Annotated in this window: 20 protein-coding genes; 6 read left to right on the top strand and 14 right to left on the bottom strand. The window is 69.7% G+C overall.

The window, feature by feature from the left end:
- Nucleotides 1-8 precede the first annotated feature (8 nt).
- The 4 genes from ACIRU3_RS29820 to ACIRU3_RS29805 all read right to left on the bottom strand — a co-directional run bounded on the left by ACIRU3_RS29820 (nt 9) and on the right by ACIRU3_RS29805 (nt 4,841).
- A complete protein-coding gene (locus tag ACIRU3_RS29820) occupies nt 9-2,456 on the bottom strand; it encodes an ATP-binding protein (RefSeq protein WP_404062515.1) in 2,448 nt (815 codons plus the stop codon).
- Between the two features lie 281 nt (nt 2,457-2,737).
- Complete coding sequence (locus ACIRU3_RS29815) at nt 2,738-3,061, bottom strand: STAS domain-containing protein (protein ID WP_031171888.1); 324 nt, start codon at nt 3,059-3,061, stop codon at nt 2,738-2,740.
- Between the two features lie 165 nt (nt 3,062-3,226).
- A complete protein-coding gene (locus ACIRU3_RS29810) occupies nt 3,227-4,075 on the bottom strand; it encodes a 3-hydroxyacyl-CoA dehydrogenase family protein (protein ID WP_404062512.1) in 849 nt (282 codons plus the stop codon).
- Nucleotides 4,076-4,199: 124 nt separating this feature from the next.
- Nucleotides 4,200-4,841, bottom strand: a complete 642-nt coding sequence (locus ACIRU3_RS29805) for a TetR/AcrR family transcriptional regulator (RefSeq protein WP_404062510.1) — start codon at nt 4,839-4,841, stop codon at nt 4,200-4,202.
- 79 nt (nt 4,842-4,920) lie between these two features.
- Between ACIRU3_RS29805 and ACIRU3_RS29800 the strand changes: the two genes are divergently transcribed.
- The 3 genes from ACIRU3_RS29800 to ACIRU3_RS29790 are packed head-to-tail and all read left to right on the top strand — an operon-like array spanning nt 4,921 to nt 7,088.
- Nucleotides 4,921-5,742, top strand: coding sequence for an ABC transporter ATP-binding protein (locus ACIRU3_RS29800; RefSeq protein WP_404062507.1), 822 nt, complete (start codon nt 4,921-4,923; stop codon nt 5,740-5,742).
- A gap of 10 nt (nt 5,743-5,752) precedes the next feature.
- The gene (locus ACIRU3_RS29795) at nt 5,753-6,502 is read left to right on the top strand and encodes an ABC transporter permease (RefSeq protein ID WP_404062504.1); all 750 of its coding nucleotides are present in this window, start codon (nt 5,753-5,755) and stop codon (nt 6,500-6,502) included.
- A gap of 13 nt (nt 6,503-6,515) precedes the next feature.
- On the top strand, nt 6,516-7,088 hold the full coding sequence (locus ACIRU3_RS29790) for a cob(I)yrinic acid a,c-diamide adenosyltransferase (RefSeq protein ID WP_404062501.1): 573 nt from the start codon (nt 6,516-6,518) through the stop codon (nt 7,086-7,088).
- Nucleotides 7,089-7,098: 10 nt separating this feature from the next.
- Here ACIRU3_RS29790 and ACIRU3_RS29785 read toward each other — a convergent pair whose 3' ends face one another.
- Nucleotides 7,099-7,632 (bottom strand): hypothetical protein, encoded by a 534-nt coding sequence (locus tag ACIRU3_RS29785; protein ID WP_404062498.1) that lies wholly within the window; start codon nt 7,630-7,632, stop codon nt 7,099-7,101.
- Nucleotides 7,633-7,783: 151 nt separating this feature from the next.
- Here ACIRU3_RS29785 and ACIRU3_RS29780 point away from each other — a divergent pair, with 151 nt between their 5' ends.
- The 3 genes from ACIRU3_RS29780 to ACIRU3_RS29770 all read left to right on the top strand — a co-directional run bounded on the left by ACIRU3_RS29780 (nt 7,784) and on the right by ACIRU3_RS29770 (nt 11,564).
- Nucleotides 7,784-8,956 carry a sensor histidine kinase gene (locus ACIRU3_RS29780; protein WP_404062495.1) on the top strand — a complete coding sequence of 391 codons (1,173 nt, stop codon included), beginning with the start codon at nt 7,784-7,786 and terminating at the stop codon, nt 8,954-8,956.
- On the top strand, nt 8,953-9,603 hold the full coding sequence (locus ACIRU3_RS29775; protein WP_404062492.1) for a response regulator: 651 nt from the start codon (nt 8,953-8,955) through the stop codon (nt 9,601-9,603). Before ACIRU3_RS29780 ends, ACIRU3_RS29775 begins: the two co-directional genes overlap by 4 nt.
- Nucleotides 9,604-9,740: 137 nt before the next feature.
- Nucleotides 9,741-11,564, top strand: a complete 1,824-nt coding sequence (locus tag ACIRU3_RS29770) for a glycosyl hydrolase family 18 protein (protein ID WP_404062490.1) — start codon at nt 9,741-9,743, stop codon at nt 11,562-11,564.
- Between the two features lie 87 nt (nt 11,565-11,651).
- Here ACIRU3_RS29770 and ACIRU3_RS29765 read toward each other — a convergent pair whose 3' ends face one another.
- From ACIRU3_RS29765 to atpB, 9 genes are all read right to left on the bottom strand, one after another.
- Complete coding sequence (locus ACIRU3_RS29765; protein ID WP_404062487.1) at nt 11,652-12,098, bottom strand: DUF2550 domain-containing protein; 447 nt, start codon at nt 12,096-12,098, stop codon at nt 11,652-11,654.
- Nucleotides 12,099-12,250: 152 nt separating this feature from the next.
- On the bottom strand, nt 12,251-12,628 hold the full coding sequence (locus tag ACIRU3_RS29760) for a F0F1 ATP synthase subunit epsilon (protein WP_404062485.1): 378 nt from the start codon (nt 12,626-12,628) through the stop codon (nt 12,251-12,253).
- A 129-nt stretch (nt 12,629-12,757) separates the two neighbouring features.
- Nucleotides 12,758-14,194 carry a F0F1 ATP synthase subunit beta gene (atpD, locus tag ACIRU3_RS29755; protein WP_404062482.1) on the bottom strand — a complete coding sequence of 479 codons (1,437 nt, stop codon included), beginning with the start codon at nt 14,192-14,194 and terminating at the stop codon, nt 12,758-12,760.
- Nucleotides 14,195-15,112: a F0F1 ATP synthase subunit gamma gene (locus tag ACIRU3_RS29750; RefSeq protein WP_404062479.1), complete on the bottom strand. Its 918-nt coding sequence runs from the start codon at nt 15,110-15,112 to the stop codon at nt 14,195-14,197. It abuts the gene before it with no gap.
- A gap of 20 nt (nt 15,113-15,132) precedes the next feature.
- Nucleotides 15,133-16,725, bottom strand: coding sequence for a F0F1 ATP synthase subunit alpha (gene atpA, locus ACIRU3_RS29745; RefSeq protein ID WP_404062476.1), 1,593 nt, complete (start codon nt 16,723-16,725; stop codon nt 15,133-15,135).
- 121 nt (nt 16,726-16,846) lie between these two features.
- Entirely contained in the window at nt 16,847-17,662 is an 816-nt protein-coding gene (locus tag ACIRU3_RS29740) for a F0F1 ATP synthase subunit delta (RefSeq protein ID WP_404062473.1), read from the bottom strand.
- Nucleotides 17,659-18,210 (bottom strand): F0F1 ATP synthase subunit B, encoded by a 552-nt coding sequence (locus ACIRU3_RS29735; RefSeq protein ID WP_404062471.1) that lies wholly within the window; start codon nt 18,208-18,210, stop codon nt 17,659-17,661. Before ACIRU3_RS29735 ends, ACIRU3_RS29740 begins: the two co-directional genes overlap by 4 nt.
- A 42-nt stretch (nt 18,211-18,252) precedes the next feature.
- A complete protein-coding gene (locus ACIRU3_RS29730; RefSeq protein ID WP_029382919.1) occupies nt 18,253-18,501 on the bottom strand; it encodes an ATP synthase subunit C in 249 nt (82 codons plus the stop codon).
- A gap of 75 nt (nt 18,502-18,576) precedes the next feature.
- The gene (atpB, locus tag ACIRU3_RS29725) at nt 18,577-19,386 is read right to left on the bottom strand and encodes a F0F1 ATP synthase subunit A (RefSeq protein ID WP_404062468.1); all 810 of its coding nucleotides are present in this window, start codon (nt 19,384-19,386) and stop codon (nt 18,577-18,579) included.
- Nucleotides 19,387-19,505: the final 119 nt, after the last annotated feature.

Below are 19,505 nucleotides of genomic sequence, written 5' to 3'. Positions count from 1 at the left end.
GGGGAACGTCAGATCAGGGAATCCGGGCCGCCGCTCTCCGGGGCGCTCGCCGAGCTGCTCGATGCCGCCGGACCGCTGGCCGAGTCGCTGGTCGAGGGGGTGGATGCCGTCGGGGTAGGGGTCGGCGTGGGTGTGACCGACGGGCTCGTCGACGGGCTGCTCGACGGACTCGACGGGGTGCTCTTCGTCGGTGTCGGGGTGCCCGGCTTCGTCGTGTGCGACCTGGACGGTGTGGGAGTCGTGTGCCCGCCGCCGGAACCCTGGGTGCCGGTCGGACGGGTCGACGGTGTGGTCGGGGGCGGGGTCGGGTCGTCCGACGTGCCGTAGGTGCCGTCGGGGCCCGGGTCCGTCGGGGTGGCGGTGGGGCGGCCGGTGCTGCCGCCCGGGCCCTCGTCCTTCTTCGGGTCCGCGCCCAGGCTGCCGTCGTCCAGGCCCTGGCTCGCGGACGGGTTGACGTCGACCTTGCCGGCCGGGTTCCGGTCGGCGTTCTCCTGGGACGTCATGCCGAGGGTGACGACCGTGCCGAGGACGGCGGCGAGCAACGCCCCGGAGCCGGCCGCGACCATGTTGCGCCGGGCCAGACGGCGGATGCCGCCCAGGGGCTTGGCGGCCGGGGGCCGATGGGTGACCAGGACGTCGTCGGCGGGCCCGTAGGGCGGATAGGCCGCCGTTACCCCGCCCGGCGGCGAGGCGGACTCCTCGTGACGGGCGTCCGGCACCTCCTCGCCCGCCATCGCGGCAGGCCCGGGCACCTCACCCGATCGGTCGGCGACCAGCGCCAGCGCGCGGCGTCCGGCCACCGCGCCCCGCTTGTCCGCGAGCGCCCCGCGCAGCCCGTTGGAGGTCTCCAGCTCGGTGCGGGCCCGGTCGAGCTGTCCGCCACAGAGCGCGAGGACGCCCAACTCGTGGTGGAAGTAGGCCTGTTCGGTGACCTCGCCGGACAGCCGGGAGGCCTCCGCGCCGGAGCGCAGGGCGCGCTGCCAGGCGCTCCAGTGCAGGCCGGTGGCGAAGGCGGGCGCGGCCGTGCGGGCGAGCCGTACCGCGACGGTCTCCTCACCCTCGACGGGAGGCAGCGTGGCGGGCACCACGACCGCGAGCGCGGCGAGGACCGCGTCGGCCTCGGCGCACACCCGCTCGGGGGTGACCGAGGGGTGCCCGGCCCACCAGGCGTAGTGCTCGGCGGCGGCGAAGGCCTGGCCGGGGGCGTCGGCGGCGTAACCGGCGGCCTCCAGCTGGGTCTGTACACCGGCCGCGAGGCGGTAGCGGGAGCCGACCGGGGAGACGAGGCCGCAGCTCGTGAGTTCGCCGAGCGCTGCGTCCGCATGGGTGTCGCCGACCAGTGCGGGCAGATGCGCCTGGTGCGGCACCTCGCCGCCGAGGGCGACGGCGAAGCGGAGGGTGGCGCGGGCGGAGGTGCTGAGCCGGGAGGCGAGCAGCGGGGCGGGCGCGGCCGCCTCGCCGAGCGACGGCAGCGGAACGACCTCCGGCCCCGCCACGTCCAGGGGCGCCTCGACGGGAATGCGTACGTCCTCGAAGACGCCGTACTCGTCCACCGCCCCGCTGCTGGCGCGCAGCTGGTCGCGCTGCCGGAGCAGGGCGCCGGCCTGGACGAACCGCAGGGGCAGGCCCTCGGACTCGAACCACAGGTCGCCGGCCCAGTTGGCCTCCTCCTCGGTGAGCACACGGCCGACGGCGCGCTCCAGGATCTCCACGCCTGCCGCGCGGTCCAGGCCGGTGAGGAAGACCTCCTCGACCTCGGACTCGGCGGTGGGCGCGGGGACGTCCGGGGTGGTGCCGAGCAGGAAGGCGCACTCGGGGGTGGCGTCGAGCAGTTCGTCGAGGGCGGCGCCGCCGAACTCCAGGTCGTCCACGACGACGACCGCGCCGATCGCCCCGACCAGTTCGAGCGCTTGCTCCCGGTCGGGCCGGTACAGGGGGGCGTCGTAGACGGCGTGGAAGAGGTCGTACAGGAGGTCGGTGGCCGTGCGGTGGAAGCCGGTGAGCCGGACCACGCCGTCGGGGGCGAGGTCCAGGCAGTCCTCGGCGACCAGGTCGAGCAGGGCGGTGCGGCCGGAGCCGCCGGGGCCGGTGAGGCGCACCGAGCGGCCGCGGGCGAGGAGGCGGACCAGGCGTTCGCGCTCGTCCTGGCGTTCGAGGAGGGCGAGCGTCGGCTGCGCCGGGCCAGGGGGTACGGGCGGCCGGGCGGCGCGCTCGGTCTCGGAGCGCTCGGCAACGGTGCGCTTGCGCGGCCGGTCGGGCCGTTCGAGCGGCGGGCAGTGTTCTATCTCGCTGCCGTCCACGGGGTTGACGGTCAGCAGGAAGTCGCCGGAGACGAGCTGCGCCGTCCGGGCGAGCGCGGGTGCGCTCTGGCCGAAGTCGGAGGTGAGGGATTCCCGGGGCGGGCGGCGGCTCGGAGCCTGGCCGTGCTCCTCGGGTCCCGGAGTGATCGGGTCCATTGGTTCAAGCCCCCCAAAAGCGTCGTGTGCCCTGACATACCGGCCCCTTCCGGCCGCTGCACACCGCGCTGTCGCTTCTGGTCCGGGCCCGCTCGTAGGGTTGCGAGGCAGCGGGCGACCGAACCCTAAACCTTCGCACAGTATCTACGACAGAGCGGGGTGCCGTGCGGTCCGAGACGTCACAGTCCGGTGAGGATTGCCCTCGACGTGCGGTTCGGCGGCTGCGTCCGGGTCGTCCGGTCGCCCTGTTCCCACCCGGTCGAGGAGACCGGCCCCGGGTGTCACACCCGGGGCAGCGACTCCACTCCGATACCGCCCTCGATGGCGAGGATGCGGTGCAGCCGGGTGGCCACCAGCAGGCGCTGCATCTGCGGCGGGACACCGCGCAGCACCAGGCGGCGACCGCAGCGGCCGGCCCGCCGGTGGGCACCCATGATCACCCCGAGTCCGGTGGCGTCCCAGGAGTCCAGTTCGGACAGGTCGAGCACCAGGTCGCCGACTCCGTCGTCGACGGCCGAGTGCAGGGCCGTACGGGCGTCCGCCGCGCTGCGGACGTCGAGGCGGCCCCCGACGACCAGCTCGGCGTGGTCGCCCCTGATGTACATATGCGCTCCCCGTTGAGTGCGGTGTGGCGTACTCCGTGACGGTGTCTGGTGCTGTGCAACGTCTGACTGCCTGAACGGCAGAGCGGTTGCTGCTTGTAAGCGAACCGATACCGAATTCACCCGTGAGAGTGATGCTCTCGGGGAGTGCGTCCGGTCGTGCACGGGTCAGTACTTGTAGAAGCCCTGCCCGCTCTTGCGTCCGATGTCACCGGCATCCACCATCCGGCGCATCAGCTCCGGCGGGGCGAACTTCTCGTCCTGGCACTCGGTGTAGATGTTTCCGGTGGCGTGCAGCAGGATGTCCACGCCGGTCAGGTCCGCGGTGGCCAGCGGGCCCATCGCGTGGCCGAAGCCCAGCTTGCAGGCGAGGTCGATGTCCTCGGCCGTGGCGACGCCGGACTCGTACAGCTTGGTCGCCTCGACCACCAGGGCCGAGATGAGACGCGTCGTGACGAAGCCCGCCACGTCCCGGTTGACGACGATGCAGGTCTTGCCGACGGACTCGGCGAACTCCCGTGCGGTGGCGAGGGTTTCGTCGCTGGTCTTGTACCCGCGGACGAGCTCGACGAGCTGCATCATCGGCACCGGGGAGAAGAAGTGCACGCCCACCACGCGCTCGGGGTGCGCGGTGGCCGCCGCGATCTTGGTGATCGGGATGGCGGAGGTGTTGGAGGCGAGCACGGTGTCCGCACGCACGATCTTGTCGAGCGCGCGGAAGATCTCGTGCTTGACCTCCAGCTTCTCGAAGACGGCCTCCACGACGATGTCGGCGTCGGCGGCGGCGTCCAGGTCGGTGGTCGCGGTGATACGGCCGAGGGCGGTGTCGGCGTCGTGCGCCTCCATCTTGCCCTTGCCGACGAACTTGTCGTACGAGGCCTTGATGCCGTCGGTGCCACGCTTGAGTGCCTCGTCGGTGACGTCGCGCAGGACGACGTCCCAGCCCGCCTGCGCGGCGACCTGAGCGATGCCGGAACCCATGAGACCGGCCCCGATGACGGCGAGCTTCCGTGCCACTCCGACTCCCCTTACACGCTGCTTATGGTTGCCTCTTCGGCGGACCATAGCGCTCCGGAGCCGCTGTGTGACCGGTAAGTAACGCGCGTCACGTCTCAATTGACGGACATCACACCGGGAGGGGTCAGGCCGGGCCCCGGACGGCGTAGTTGAGGACCTTTTCGCTCAACAGGTCCTCGATGTCGTCGAGGAGGACGAGCACCTCTCGTGACACTTCGCGCGGTTCGCACCCCTTGACCATCTCGCGCGAGATGACCGCGATGACCGTACTGTGCACCCAACCGATCTGACCGGCCATCAGATTGGGCAGCTCGTCGTCGTCGGCCGCTCCGGTCTCCTCGCGCAGCGCCTGCTCCAGGTTGGCCTGCACCTCCTGGCCGAGGGCCCACAGCCGGGAGCGCAGGGCCGGCGCCTCCTCGATGACTCGCATGAAGCTCGCATACCCGGGCATCAGGCCCATCCGGGGCGAGACGGCCTCGACCTCGCCGCGCAGCTCGCGCAGGACGGCGCCCACGGCGGACTCCCCCACGTCCCGGCCGCGGACCCAGCGGGCGAGCCGGTCGACCACGCCGGCGGACCGGTCGAAGAAGAGGTCCTCCTTGGCCGGGAAGTAGTTGTAGACGGTGTTGACGGAGACGTTGGCGGCGTCGGCGATCTCGGCGACCGTGACCGCGTCGAATCCGCGCTCGATGAACAGCCCCGTGGCGACATCCGAGATGTACTGCCTGGTCTGCCGCTTCTTCCGCTCCCTGAGCCCCTCAGCCATGTTCACATCCTAACTTCGCTGGGCCCACTGAAAACTTGGAGTCATTGCAAAATTTCAGAGACTCTGTTTTTCTGTGTGCATGGCAGCAGTCATCAGCGCGGCCGGCCTGGCCCGCACCTTCCAGACCAGACAGGGCCCCGTCGAGGCCGTGCGCAGCGTCGATCTCACCGCCCGCGAGGGCGAGATCCTCGGCTTCCTCGGCCCGAACGGAGCCGGCAAGACGACCACCCTGCGGATGCTCACCACCTTGCTGAAGCCCACCGGAGGCGCGGCCACCGTCGCCGGCCACGACCTGGCGACCGACCCCGCCGGGGTGCGCCGGGTCTCCGGCTATGTCGCCCAGTCCGGCGGGGTGGACCCGCAGATCACCGTCCGGGAGGAGCTGGTCACCCAGGGCCGGATGTACCGCCTGCCGAAGGCCGAGGCGGTCGCACGCACCGCGGAGCTCGCCCGGGACCTGGACCTCACCGGGCTGCTCGACCGGAAGACGGCCACACTCTCCGGCGGCCAGCGGCGCCGCCTGGACATCGCGATGGCGCTCACCCACCGCCCGAAGGTGCTGTTCCTGGACGAGCCGACGACCGGCCTCGACCCGGGCAGCCGCACGGACCTGTGGCACCTGGTCCGCCGGCTGCGCGACGAGCACGGCACCACGGTCTTCCTGACCACCCACTACCTGGACGAGGCCGACGCCCTCGCCGACCGGCTGGTCGTCGTCGACCGGGGCGTGGTCGTGGCCGAGGGCACGCCGAGCGCGCTGAAGCTGCAGCACGGCGGCTCGATCGACGCCACCCTCCAGGACACCTTCCTCGCCATCACCGGCCGTGGTCCCTGCCCCGGTCTCGAACAGACTCGGCGGCCGGGGGACCCATCGGCCGACACCGCCCCCGTAGCCGTATAGGACCCGCCCCATGCTCCTTCACGACACCTCGCTCATCTACGGCCGCTACCTCCGGCAGTCGCTGCGCTCCCGCTTCGCGCTGCTGTTCGGCGTGCTGATGCCGCTCCTGTATCTCCTCTTCTTCGGACCGCTCCTGACCCACCTTCCGCTGGGCGCGCGCGGCAGCTCATGGCAGGTCCTGGTCCCCGGGCTGCTGCTCCAACTCGGCTTGTTCGGAGCGCTGTTCGCGGGCTTCACGATCATCATGGAGAACGCCCAGGGGGTGGTGGAGCGGATGCGGGTGACCCCCGTCAGCCGGCTCGCCCTGCTCCTCGGCCGGGTGCTGCGGGACGCCACGGTCTTCGTCTTCCAGGCGGTGCTGCTGGTGCTCGCGGCGACGGCGATGGGCCTGCGGGCGCCCCTGCCGGGCATCCTCATCGGCTTCGCGTTCGTCGCGCTGCTCACCGTCGCGCTCGGCTCGCTGTCGTACGCCCTGGCGATGAAGGTCCGCACTCCGCAGGAGTTCGGCCCGATGATCAACGCGGTCTCGATGCCGTCGATGCTGCTGTCCGGCCTGATGCTCCCGATGACCCTCGCGCCCGCCTGGCTGGACGTGCTCTCGCACTTCGTCCCGTTCCGCTATCTGGTGGACGCGGTGCGCGACGCGTACGTCGGCCAGTACACCGGCGCGCCCATGCTGTACGGGGTCCTCGTCGCGGTCGGCTTCGCGGCCGGCGCCGTGACAGTGGGCACACGTGTGTTCCGGACGGCGGGCGCATAACTACGCTGGCCGTATGGTCAATCTGACGCGCATCTACACCAGGACCGGCGACAAGGGCAGCACCGCCCTCGGCGACATGAGCCGGGTCGCCAAGACCGACCTCAGGATCTCGGCGTACGCCGATGCCAACGAGGCCAACGCGGTGCTCGGCACCGCGATCGCGCTGGGCGGCCTGGACGAGCAGGTCGTCCAGGTCCTCACCCGCGTCCAGAACGACCTGTTCGACGTGGGCGCGGACCTGTCGACGCCGGTGGTGGAGAACCCGGAGTTCCCGCCCCTCAGGGTCGAGCAGTTCTACATCGACAGGCTGGAGACGGACTGCGACCGCTTCAACGAGCGGCTGGAGAAGCTGCGCTCCTTCATCCTGCCCGGCGGCACGCCCGGCGCGGCCCTGCTGCACCAGGCGTGCACGGTCGTCCGCCGGGCCGAGCGCTCCACCTGGGCCGCCCTGGAGGTGCACGGCGAGCACATGAACCCGCTGACCGCGACCTACCTCAACCGGCTCTCCGACCTGCTGTTCATCCTGGCCAGGATCGCGAACAAGGAGACCGGGGACGTGCTGTGGGTGCCCGGCGGGGAGCGTTGACCCCTGCCCCCTAGGACTCCCGCTTCGGGAAGAGGCTGTAGCTGGTGGCGATGACCAGGTTGATGCCGATGAGCCACACCATCCGCAGCTGCCACGCGCGCAGCGAGCCGGTGTCGCCGTCACCGCCGACGTACCAGACCGCCCCCTGCAACAGGGCCATGGCGACGACCGAGGCCAGCACCCAGCGGGCCGCGACCTTCCACTCGTGGACGGCGCGGGCCGTGCCGTACTTCGGGGGCTTCACGGGGGGCGGGCCGCCCGCGAAGCGGTGCGCGACGCGGGCGTCCGCCCACTTGATCGTGGAGTGGCCGAGGCCGACGGTGAAGCCGATGTAGACGGCGGCCAGCCCGTGCCGCCAGTCGGGTTCGGCGCCGTTCTTGAGGTCGATCGCGGTGACCGTGAACAGCACCACCTCGAGCAGCGGCTCGCACAGCAGCAGGGCGAGGCCCGTACGGGGCATGCGCCACAGGTAGCGGAAGGCCAGCCCGGCGGCCAGCAGCACCCAGAAGGCCACCTCACAGGCGACGATCAACCCGACGATCACAGTTCGCTCCCTTCGCTCACCCTTCCAGGCTCGCGTCGGCCGGCGCGCGGATCATCGTCGTCGCGGGCGAACTCGCCGTAAGCGAAAGATGCAGTTCGGCACCCTTCCCGAGGAGCAGGCGGACCGGCCGGGGGCCGTGTTGGATGGAGTCATGGCCCTCGCACTCCCCCGCCCGCACCGCGACGACGTGCGCATCGCCGTCGGCGGCCTGCTCGGGGGGCTGCTGATGTGGGCGCTCGGCCTCGAGCCCCGGACCGCCGGCGACTCGCTGGTCCTGTGGCAGCCGCGCTGGGCGACGCTGCTGCCGCTCGCCGCGGTGGCCTGCTGCGAGCTGCTGCGCCGCACCCGCCCCCGCGTCGCGCTGCTGATCGGCACGGCCGCGGTGATCGCGGACACGGTGACGCGGGGCAGTGTCGTGACCGTCGTGATGTACACCGACCTGATGTACGCGGCCGTCCTGTACGGCAGCCCGTCCGCCGCCCGGCGCATCCCCTGGGTCACCGGGCTGCTGACGGTCGTCGGCGGGATCGTACCCGCGGCACTCTGGCGCGATCCGCAGGGCCTGCTGATCGGGGTCGGCGTCGGGGTGGTCGCGTTCGCGCCCGCCGCCACCGGCTGGGTGGTGCGCGACCACCGGGATGCCGCCGAGGGTGCCCGGCTGCGCGCCGAACAGACCGCACTGCTGGCCGAGATGGACCGCAGACAGGCCGTGACGTCCGAACGGGCCCGGTTCGCGCGGGAGTTGCACGACATGGTGGCCAACCATCTGTCGGCGATCGCCATCCATTCCACGGCCGCGCTCTCCCTCGACGACCCGCGGACGTCCAGGGACGCCCTGGGCGTCATCCGGGAGAACAGCGTCGAGGGGCTGGCCGAGATGCGCCGGCTGATCGGCATCCTGCGGGACAGCACAGGTGACCTCGAACCCTCCGCCACGCCCACTCTCGACGGCCTCGCCGGCCTCGTCGAGGGCGCCCGCGCCAACGGCCTCGACGTCACCCTCGACGCCACGCAGGACAAGGTGCCCGCGCCCGTCGAGCTGGCCGCCTACCGGATCGTTCAGGAGTCCCTGACCAACGCGCTGAAGCATGCGGCGCGGGGGCGGGTCCACATCGCCCTCCGGCAGGAGAACGGCGCCCTGCACATCCGGGTGACCAGCCCCTACCGGTCCGGCGACACCCCCCGCGCCCCCGGCTCCGGCTCCGGGCTCACCGGGATGCGGGAGCGGGCCGCCCTGCTCGGCGGCAGCTTCGAGGCCGGGCCCGAGGGCGGCCGGTGGGCCGTACGCGCCGCTCTTCCGCTCACCGAAGGTGACTCCGCATGAACCCCGCCATCCGGGTCCTCGTCGCCGAGGACCAGTCCGCCGTCCGGGCGGGGCTGGTCCTCATCCTGGGCAGCGCGCCCGACATCGAGGTGGTCGGGGAGGCGGCGGACGGGGAACAGGCGGTGGAACTGGCCCGGGAGCTGCGGCCCGATGTGGTGCTGATGGACGTGCAGATGCCGCGGCTGGACGGGGTCTCGGCGACCCGGAAGATCGTGGCGGAGCGGACGGCGGACGTCCTGGTGCTGACCACCTTCGACCTCGACGAGTACGTGTTCGGGGCGCTGCGGGCGGGAGCCTCCGGGTTCCTGCTGAAGAACACCGAGGCCAGGGATCTGCTGGAGGCGGTGCGGACGGTGGCGCGCGGGGAGGGGATCGTCGCGCCGGCGGTGACCCGGCGGCTGATCGCCGAGTTCGCCGCGAAGCCGGTGCGCGAGCCGACGGCCGACCCGGCCGTGCTGGACGCGCTCACCCGGCGGGAGCGCGAGGTGTTGTCGTGCATCGGCGAGGGGCTGTCCAACGCCGAGATCGCCGGGCGGCTGGAAATGGCCGAGGGCACCGTGAAGACCCATGTCAGCCGTCTGCTGGCGAAGCTGGAGCTGCGCAGCCGGGTCCAAGCGGCCGTGCTGGCGCAGGAGTTGGGGATCTAGCCGGTCGCACGGACAAGTGGTCCAGACCTATTGACCTGTGGTCCAGACCTTTCTATTCTCGCGGCACCGTGGGCGTGAAGGCTCAGTCATGCCCCTGACACCCCTAACAGAGCCCCCATATAAGAGGGAGGCGCAGCATGCGCTTCAGACACAGAGCCGCGGCAGGGTTCGTGACACTGTTGCTCCCGCTGGCCGGCCTGGTCGGTCTCGCGAGCCCCGCCCAGGCCGCGAGCAACGCCACCGCCACCTACGCCAAGACCCAGGACTGGGGCAGCGGCTTCGAAGGCAAGTGGACCGTCAAGAACACCGGTACCACCGCCATCAGTTCGTGGACGATCGAGTGGGACTTCCCCTCCGGTACGTCGGTCACCTCGGCCTGGGACGCCGACGTCACGTCCTCCGGCACCCACTGGACCGCCAAGAACAAGTCCTACAACGGCTCGATCGCCCCCGGTGCCTCCGTCTCCTTCGGCTTCAACGGCTCCGGCTCCGGCTCCCCGTCCAACTGCAAGCTCAACGGTGACAGCTGCGACGGCACCACGGTCCCCGGTGACGCGGCACCCTCCGCCCCCGGCACCCCGTCCGCGTCGGGCATCACGGACACCTCGGTGAAGCTCGGCTGGAGCGCGGCCACCGACGACAAGGGCATCAAGAACTACGACGTCCTGCGCGACGGCGCCAAGGTCGCCACGGTGACGACGACCTCGTACACCGACACCGGACTGACCGCAGGCAGCGACTACTCCTACACCGTGCGGGCCCGCGACACCGCGGACCAGACCGGCCCGGCCAGCGGCGCGGTCGCCGTGCACACCACCGGCGGCGGCACCACTCCCCCGACCACCGGCGACAAGGTCAAGCTCGGCTACTTCACCGAGTGGGGCATCTACGGCCGCAACTACAACGTCAAGAACCTGGTGACGTCCGGCTCGGCCGCCAAGATCACCCACATCAACTACGCCTTCGGCAACGTCACGGGCGGCCAGTGCGCCATCGGCGACTCCTACGCCGACTACGACAAGGCGTTCACGGCCGACCAGTCGGTCAGCGGTGTCGCCGACACCTGGGACCAGCCACTGCGGGGCAACTTCAACCAGCTGCGCGAGCTGAAGGCCAAGTACCCGAACATCAAGGTGATCTGGTCCTTCGGCGGCTGGACCTGGTCCGGCGGCTTCGGGCAGGCGGCGGCCAACCCGACCGCCTTCGCGCAGTCCTGCTACAACCTGGTGAAGGACCCGCGCTGGGCCGATGTCTTCGACGGCATCGACATCGACTGGGAATACCCGAACGCCTGCGGTCTCAGCTGTGACACCAGTGGCGCGGCCGCCTTCAAGAACGTGATGGCCGCGCTGCGCGCCAAGTTCGGCTCCAGCGCCCTGGTCACGGCGGCGGTGACGGCGGACGGTTCCTCCGGCGGCAAGATCGAGGCCGCTGACTACGCGGGCGCCGCCCAGTACGTCGACTGGTACAACGTGATGACGTACGACTTCTTCGGTGCCTGGGACGCCCAGGGCCCCACGGCTCCGCACTCTCCGCTCACCTCGTACAGCGGCATCCCGAAGGCCGGGTTCACCACGGCGGACGCGATGGCCAAGTACCGGGCTGCCGGCGTCCCCGCGAGCAAGCTGCTCATCGGCATCGGCTTCTACGGCCGCGGCTGGACCGGGGTGACGCAGGACGCCCCGGGCGGCACGGCCACGGGTCCGGCGGCGGGTACGTACGAGCAGGGCATCGAGGACTACAAGGTGCTCAAGACGTCCTGCCCGGCGACCGGCACCGTGGCGGGTACGGCGTACGCGCACTGCGGCAGCAACTGGTGGTCGTACGACACTCCCGCCACCATCGGTACGAAGATGGCGTGGGCCAAGTCGCAGGGCCTCGGCGGCGCGTTCTTCTGGGAGTTCAGCGGCGACACCGGCAACGGTGAGCTGGTGAGCGCCATCAACAGCGGACTGTCGTAAGAAGGTTCGGGGCCTGACAGGGCCCTGAGCGAGATTGACGCTCCCCCGGATTTCGTCCCGGGGGCCCCATCCGGCGAGTGGATGTGGCTACGCCACATTCACTCGCTGACCGGGCGGGGCTGCCTCCAGCCACGCCAGGAAGCCGGTCAGCGCGTCTTCGCTCATCGCGAGTTCGAGGCGGATACCTCGGTGGGTACAGGCCAGGATCACCGCGTCGGAGAGCAGCGCCAGCTCCTCCTCGCCCTCGGGCAGCCGGCGGCCGGCCACCTCGATCGCCGCGCGTTCCAGGGTGCGGCGCGGGCGGGGGGCATAGGAGAAGACGCGGTACCACTCGATGCGGTCGCCGTTGTAGCGGGCGACGCCGTAGCTCCAGCCCTTGCCGCTGATGTCCGCCTTCTCGGGCAGGTCCCAGCGCAGGGAACAGTCGAAGGTGCCGCCGGAGCGCTGGATCAGTCTGCGGCGCAGACCGAACAGGAACAGTCCCACCACCACTAGCGCGATCACGATCCCGCACACAGTCAGAGCGAGGACCATCGGCACCGACCTCCTCGTCTCCCAGGTACTGGAACTAGGCTCGAACTAGGTAATGGAACGGAAAAAACACCCACATCTGCCTCAGCCGCGGTCGGCACCGGATTACTCCGGACCGACCGCGGCTGAGTGACGTCATCACACGGCGCTGTGGATCAACGCGCCGCCGTCGCCGCCCGCAGACGGACGTCGGCGCGGCGCTCCGCCTCCGCGTCGTCCTCCGCCTTCGCGCGCTCGAGCTCGCGCTCCACGCGGTGGACATCGATCTCGTCCGACAGCTCGGCGATCTCGGCCAGCAGCGACAGCTTGTTGTCCGCGAACGAGATGAAACCGCCGTGCACCGCAGCGACGACCGTTCCACCATCACTCGTACGGATGGTCACCGGGCCCGACTCCAGCACACCGAGCAGCGGCTGGTGACCGGGCATGACGCCGATGTCGCCGGACGTGGTGCGCGCGACGACCAGGGTGGCCTCGCCGGACCAGACCTGGCGGTCGGCGGCGACCAGCTCGACGTGCAGCTCAGCAGCCAAGGTTGGCTCCTCGGGTCACCACCCGGCGGTAGTGCCGGGTGTTGGGGTCAATTCTAATGGGCGTGGAGAGAGGGGCTGGACACACCCCGGAAGGGGTGCGTCCCCGCCCCTCTCAGATGAGCACGGGGCTCAGGAGACGCCCAGCTCCTTGGCGTTGGCCTTGAGGTCCTCGATGCCACCGCACATGAAGAACGCCTGCTCCGGGAAGTGGTCGTACTCACCGTCGCAGATCGCGTTGAACGCGGCAATCGACTCGTCCAGCGGCACGTCCGAACCGTCCACGCCGGTGAACTGCTTGGCGACGTGGGTGTTCTGGGACAGGAAGCGCTCGACACGACGGGCACGGTGGACGACCAGCTTGTCCTCCTCGCCCAGCTCGTCGATACCGAGGATCGCGATGATGTCCTGGAGGTCCTTGTACTTCTGCAGGATCGTCTTCACGCGCATGGCCGCGTTGTAGTGATCCGCCGCGATGTAGCGCGGGTCCAGGATCCGGGACGTGGAGTCCAGCGGGTCCACGGCCGGGTAGATGCCCTTCTCGGAGATCGGACGGGACAGAACCGTCGTCGCGTCGAGGTGGGCGAAGGTGGTGGCCGGGGCCGGGTCGGTCAGGTCGTCCGCGGGGACGTAGATCGCCTGCATCGAGGTGATCGAGTGACCACGGGTCGAGGTGATGCGCTCCTGGAGGAGACCCATCTCGTCGGCCAGGTTCGGCTGGTAGCCCACCGCGGAGGGCATACGGCCGAGCAGGGTCGACACCTCGGAACCGGCCTGCGTGAAGCGGAAGATGTTGTCGATGAAGAACAGCACGTCCTGCTTCTGGACGTCACGGAAGTACTCGGCCATGGTGAGGCCGGCCAGCGCGACGCGCAGACGGGTGCCCGGGGGCTCGTCCATCTGACCGAAGACCAGCGCGGTCTTGTCGATGACGCCCGAGTCCGACATCTCCTCGATGAGGTCGTTGCCCTCACGGGTGCGCTCGCCGACACCGGCGAACACGGAGACACCGTCGTGGTTGTTGGCGACGCGGTAGATCATCTCCTGGATGAGCACCGTCTTGCCGACACCGGCACCACCGAACAGACCGATCTTTCCACCCTTGACGTACGGGGTGAGAAGGTCGATGACCTTGACGCCGGTCTCGAACATCTCGGTCTTCGACTCGAGCTCGTCGAAGCGCGGGGCCTTGCGGTGGATGGACCAGCGCTCGCCCTCGTACTGCTCGTCGACGTTCAGCACCTCACCGAGGGTGTTGAACACCTTGCCCTTGGTGAAGTCACCGACCGGGACGGTGATGCCGTCGCCGGTGTCGGTGACCGCGGCCTGGCGGACCAGACCGTCGGTGGGCTGCATGGAGATCGTGCGAACCAGGCCGTCACCCAGGTGCTGGGCGACTTCCAGGGTCAGGATCTTCTTCTCGCCGGCCTTGGCCGGGTCGGCCACCTCGACGTGAAGAGCGTTGTAGATGTCCGGCATCGCGTCGACGGGGAACTCCACGTCGACGACCGGGCCGATGACCCGGGCGACGCGGCCCGTAGCCGTCGCGGTCTCAACAGTGGTGGTCATTTATCGGTCACTCCCCGCGGTCGCGTCGGCCAAGGCGCTGGCGCCACCGACGATCTCGCTGATTTCCTGGGTGATTTCGGCCTGGCGGGCCGCGTTGGCAAGACGGGAGAGCGTGTTGATCAGCTCGCCCGCGTTGTCGGTGGCCGACTTCATCGCGCGCCGCGTGGCGGCGTGCTTCGAAGCGGCCGACTGGAGCAGCGCGTTGTAGATGCGGCTCTCGACGTACCGCGGCAGCAGGGCGTCGAGGACGTCCTCCGCCGAGGGCTCGAAGTCGTACAGCGGAAGGATCTCGCCCTTGGGGGCGGACTCTTCCACGACCTCTTCGAGGCGCAGCGGCAGCAGCCGGGCGTCGAGCGCGGTCTGCGTCATCATCGAGACGAACTCGGTGTAGACGATGTGGAGCTCGTCCACACCACCGTCCGCCGTGTCCTTCTCGATGGCCTCGATCAGGGGCTCGGCCACCTTCTTGGCGTCCGCGTACGACGGCTCGTCCGTGAAGCCCGTCCACGACTCCGAGATCTTGCGCTCACGGAAGTTGTAGTGGGCGACACCACGCCGGCCGACGATGAACGTGTCGACCTGCTTGCCCTCGCGCTCCAGGCGCTCGGTCAGCTGCTCCGCCGCCTTGATGGCGTTGGAGTTGAAGGCGCCGGCCAGACCGCGGTCGCTCGTGAGGAGCAGGACCGCGGCACGGGTCGGGTTCTCCGTCTCCGTGGTGAGCGGGTGCTTGGTGTTCGAACCCGTACCGACCGCCGTGACCGCGCGCGTCAGCTCGGTCGCGTACGGCGTGGAGGCCGCCACCTTGCGCTGCGCCTTGACGACGCGCGAGGCGGCGATCATCTCCATCGCCTTGGTGATCTTCTTGGTCGCGCTGACGGATCGGATGCGACGCTTGTAGACCCGGAGCTGGGCTCCCATGAGTCAGGTCCCTTCCTACGTCACTTGGCGGCAGCGGCAGGAGTGTCCTCGCCGAGCAGCTTGCCGTCCGAGGTCTCGAACTGCTTCTTGAACTCCGCCACGGCGTCGTCGATCGCCTGGATCGTGTCGTTCGACATCTTGGCGCCCTCGCGGATGGAGGTGAGCAGGCCCTGCTCCTTGCGGTGCAGGTACTCCAGCAGCTCCTTCTCGAAGCGGCGGATGTCGACGACCGGGACCTCGTCCATACGGCCGTTGGTACCGGCCCAGACGGAGACGACCTGGTCCTCGGTGGACATCGGCTGGTACTGGTTCTGCTTCAGCAGCTCGACCATGCGCGAACCGCGCTCCAGCTGGGCCTTCGAGGCCGCGTCCAGGTCGGAACCGAAGGCGGCGAACGCCTCCAGCTCACGGAACTGGGCGAGGTCGACACGGAGACGGCCGGAGACCTGGCGCATCGCCTTGTGCTGCGCGGAACCACCGACTCGGGAGACGGAGATACCGACGTTCAGCGCGGGGCGCTGACCGGCGTTGAACAGGTCCGACTCCAGGAAGCACTGGCCGTCGGTGATGGAGATGACGTTGGTCGGGATGAACGCCGAGACGTCGTTGGCCTTGGTCTCGACGATCGGCAGACCGGTCATCGAGCCGGCGCCCATGTCGTCGGAGAGCTTGGCGCAGCGCTCCAGCAGACGGGAGTGCAGGTAGAAGACGTCACCCGGGTAGGCCTCACGGCCCGGCGGGCGGCGCAGCAGCAGGGACACGGCGCGGTAGGCGTCGGCCTGCTTCGAGAGGTCGTCGAAGATGATGAGGACATGCTTGCCCTCGTACATCCACTGCTGGCCGATGGCCGAACCGGTGTACGGCGCCAGGTACTTGAAGCCGGCCGGGTCGGACGCCGGGGCGGCGACGATGGTCGTGTACTCCAGAGCGCCGTTCTCCTCCAGCGCGCGGCGCACGCCGGCGATGGTGGAGCCCTTCTGGCCGATGGCGACGTAGATGCAGCGGACCTGCTTCTTCGGGTCGCCCGAGCGCCAGTTGTCGCGCTGGTTGATGATCGTGTCGACGGCCAGGGCGGTCTTGCCGGTCTGGCGGTCACCGATGATCAGCTGACGCTGACCACGGCCGATCGGGGTCATCGCGTCGACGGCCTTGTAGCCGGTCTCCATCGGCTCGTGCACCGACTTGCGCTGCATGACCGTGGGGGCCTGCAGCTCGAGGGCGCGGCGGCCGGACGTCTCGATCTCGCCGAGGCCGTCGATCGGGTTGCCGAGCGGGTCGACGACACGGCCGAGGTAGCCCTCGCCGACCGCGACCGAGAGAACCTCACCGGTGCGCGTGACCGGCTGACCCTCCTCGATACCGCTGAACTCGCCGAGGACGATGGCACCGATCTCGCGCTCCTCGAGGTTGAGGGCGAGGCCGAGGGTGCCGTCCTCGAACTTCAGCAGTTCGTTGGCCATGGCCGAGGGCAGGCCCTCGACCTTCGCGATGCCGTCGCCGGCAAGGGTGACCGTACCGACCTCCTCGCGCGAGGCCGCGTCCGGCTTGTACGACTGGACAAAGTTCTCCAGCGCGTCCCGGATCTCCTCCGGCCGGATCGTGAGCTCCGCCATCTGGGTTCCCTGCTCTCCTTGTTGGGCCCGAAGTTTCTATGGGGGTCTGGGGGCGACCCCCAGGAATCCTCTGCACGGCCCAACCAGGGCCGTTAGGTACTACTTGCTTCTTGAGTTGCTGCTAGCTCGCCATACGGCGGGCGGCGTCGTCCAGCCGGTCCGCGATGGAGCCGTTGATGACCTCGTCACCGACCTGCACCCGGATGCCGCCGATCACGTCGGGGTCCACGTCCAGGTTGAGGTGCATCCGACGGCCGTAGAGCTTCGCCAGGGCGTCGCCCAGGCGCTGCCTCTGCGCGTCGCTCAGCGGCACCGCCGAGGTGACGATCGCCACCAGACGGTCCCTGCGCTCGGCGGCCAGCTTGGACAGGGACTCCAGTCCCGCTTCCAGGCTACGTCCACGCGGCGCGGTGACGAGTCGCGTCACCAGACGCTCGGTGGCCGGCTTGGCCCGGCCGCCGAGGAGCCGGTGCAGCAGCTCGACCTTGGCCGAGGCGCTCGCGGCCCGGTCGGTCAGCGCCGCGCGCAGCTCGGTGTTGGAGGCGACGATCCGGGCGAACCGGAACAGCTCGTCCTCCACGTCGTCCAGCGTGCCCGTCTTCTCCGCGGCGGTGAGGTCGGCGACGTTCGCCAGCTCCTCCAGCACGTCGACCAGGTCGCGGGTCTGCGACCAGCGGGCGCGGGCGGTGCCGGACACCAGGTCGGCGGTCTCCCCGCTGACCTGGGCGCCGATCAGGCGTCGGACCAGTTCGGCCTTGGCCTCTCCGGGCTGTGCCGGGTCGGTGAGGACCCGTCGCAGGCCGGCCTCGCGGTCGAGCAGCGCGGTGACGGCCGCCAGCTCGTCGGCGAGCTGCGCGGGATCCACGGACGTGGAGTCCGTCAGCGCGTCGAGACGCTCACGTGCGGCCGCCAGGGCCTCGCGGCTCGCTCCGTTCATCGCGTGGCCTCGGCCTTCTCCTCGAGCTCGTCGAGGAAGCGGTCGATCACACGGCTCTGACGGGCGTGGTCGTCGAGGGACTCACCGACGAGCTTGCCGGCCAGTTCGGTGGCCAGCTTGCCGACGTCCTGACGCAGCGCGGACGCGGCCGTCTTGCGGTCGGCGTCGATCTGGGCGTGACCGGCGGCGACGATCTCCTCGCGCTGCCGCTGGCCTTCGGCCCGCATCTCGGCGATGAGCGTGGCGCCCTGCTCCTGAGCCTCCTGGCGCAGGCGCGCGGCCTCGTGCCGGGCCTCGGCCAGCTGGGCCTTGTACTGCTCGAGAACGCTCTGAGCCTCGGTCTGCGCTGCCTCGGCCCGCTCGATACCGCCCTCGATGGCCTCGCGACGCTGCTCCAGAACCTTGTTGATGTTCGGAAGGAGCTTCTTGCCCAGGACGAAGAAGACGATCGCGAAGGCGATCAGGCCGATGACAAGCTCGGGGATCTCGGGGATGAGAGGGTTCTGCGCCTCTTCCTCGGCCGCCAGCTGTACCAGGGGCGCGATCACATCAGTTCCTTCCGTCGAAGTTTCTCGTCCGCCAGGACCGGATCAGGAAGGAACCGGGTAGACGAAGCCCATGACCAGACCGATCAGGGCCAGGGCCTCACAGAGCACGAAGCCCAGGATCTGGTTCTGACGGATCAGACCGGCGGCCTCGGGCTGCCGGGCGAGGGCCTGCGTACCGTTACCGAAGATGACACCCACGCCGATGCCCGGGCCGATGGCGGCCAGGCCGTAGCCGATCGCGGCGAAGTTGCCCTGGATGTTGGTCGCGGCGAGGGTCTGGAGAGCGGACATGCCGTTTCTTCCTTCTATATTCACGGGCCGGTGGGGGTTGGCCACCGGACGTAACGGGGGATGGTTCGGTGTGGCTCAGTGGTGCTCGGCGAGCGCGCCCTGGATGTAAGCGCAGGACAGGAGGATGAAGACGTAAGCCTGGAGCGCCTGGATGAACAGCTCGAAGACCGTCATCACGAGAACCATGACGAACGAGACGGCCGAGTACGCGATGCCGATGCCGTTGAGCAGGTACCAGGTGCCGATGGTGAAGATCAGCAGCAGCACGTGCCCGGCGAACATGTTGGCGAAGAGTCGCACCGCGTGGGTGAACGGCCGGATGAAGACGTTCGACAGGAACTCGAAGAACATGACCATCGGGAACACCGGGCCGAGCGACTTGTCGTAGCCCGTGATGTTCTTGAAGCCGCCGATGAAGCCGTGGCGCTTGAAGGTCAGGCTCATCCAGAGGATGTAGACCAGGGCCGCGAGCCCGGCCGGGAAGGCGATGACCGCGGTGGCCGGGAACTGGGCGATCGGGATGATCGACCAGAGGTTCATGATCCAGATGAAGAAGAACAGCGAGACCATGAGCGGGACGTACTTCTCGCCCTCGCGCTTGCCGATCGTCTCGTAGACGACGCCGCGCCGGACGAAGTCGTAGCCGGCCTCACCGACCATCTGGAGCTTGCCCGGCACCAGCTTCGGGTTACGGAAGGCGGCCCAGAAGAAACCGATGACGACCACCGTGCTCACCAGCGACAGCAGCATCGGCTTGTTGAACTCGATGCCGCCGACGGTGAACATCGGCTCGAAGAGGAAGGAGTGCAGTCCGGGGGTCGGGAAACCGCACCCTGAGAAAATGTGACAATCTGTCTCGAAGGCGAGCGTCTTGGCGTTACTCACCGCGAGCTCCTTCAGCGTGGCGCATGGGTACGGCAACCTCGATGTGTCGGCGCGGTGTGCGACCGCGGAACGGCACTGGACTGGACTTACGGATTTGGGGGCGGCGTCTGGGCTCCGAG

Origin of the sequence: Streptomyces sp. NPDC101151 (assembly GCF_044768335.1) — a bacterium.
In the GTDB taxonomy this organism is placed as follows: Bacteria; Actinomycetota; Actinomycetes; order Streptomycetales; family Streptomycetaceae; genus Streptomyces.
Note: the sequence above shows the minus strand (reverse complement) of the source record. Positions and strands in the feature narration are given on the sequence as shown.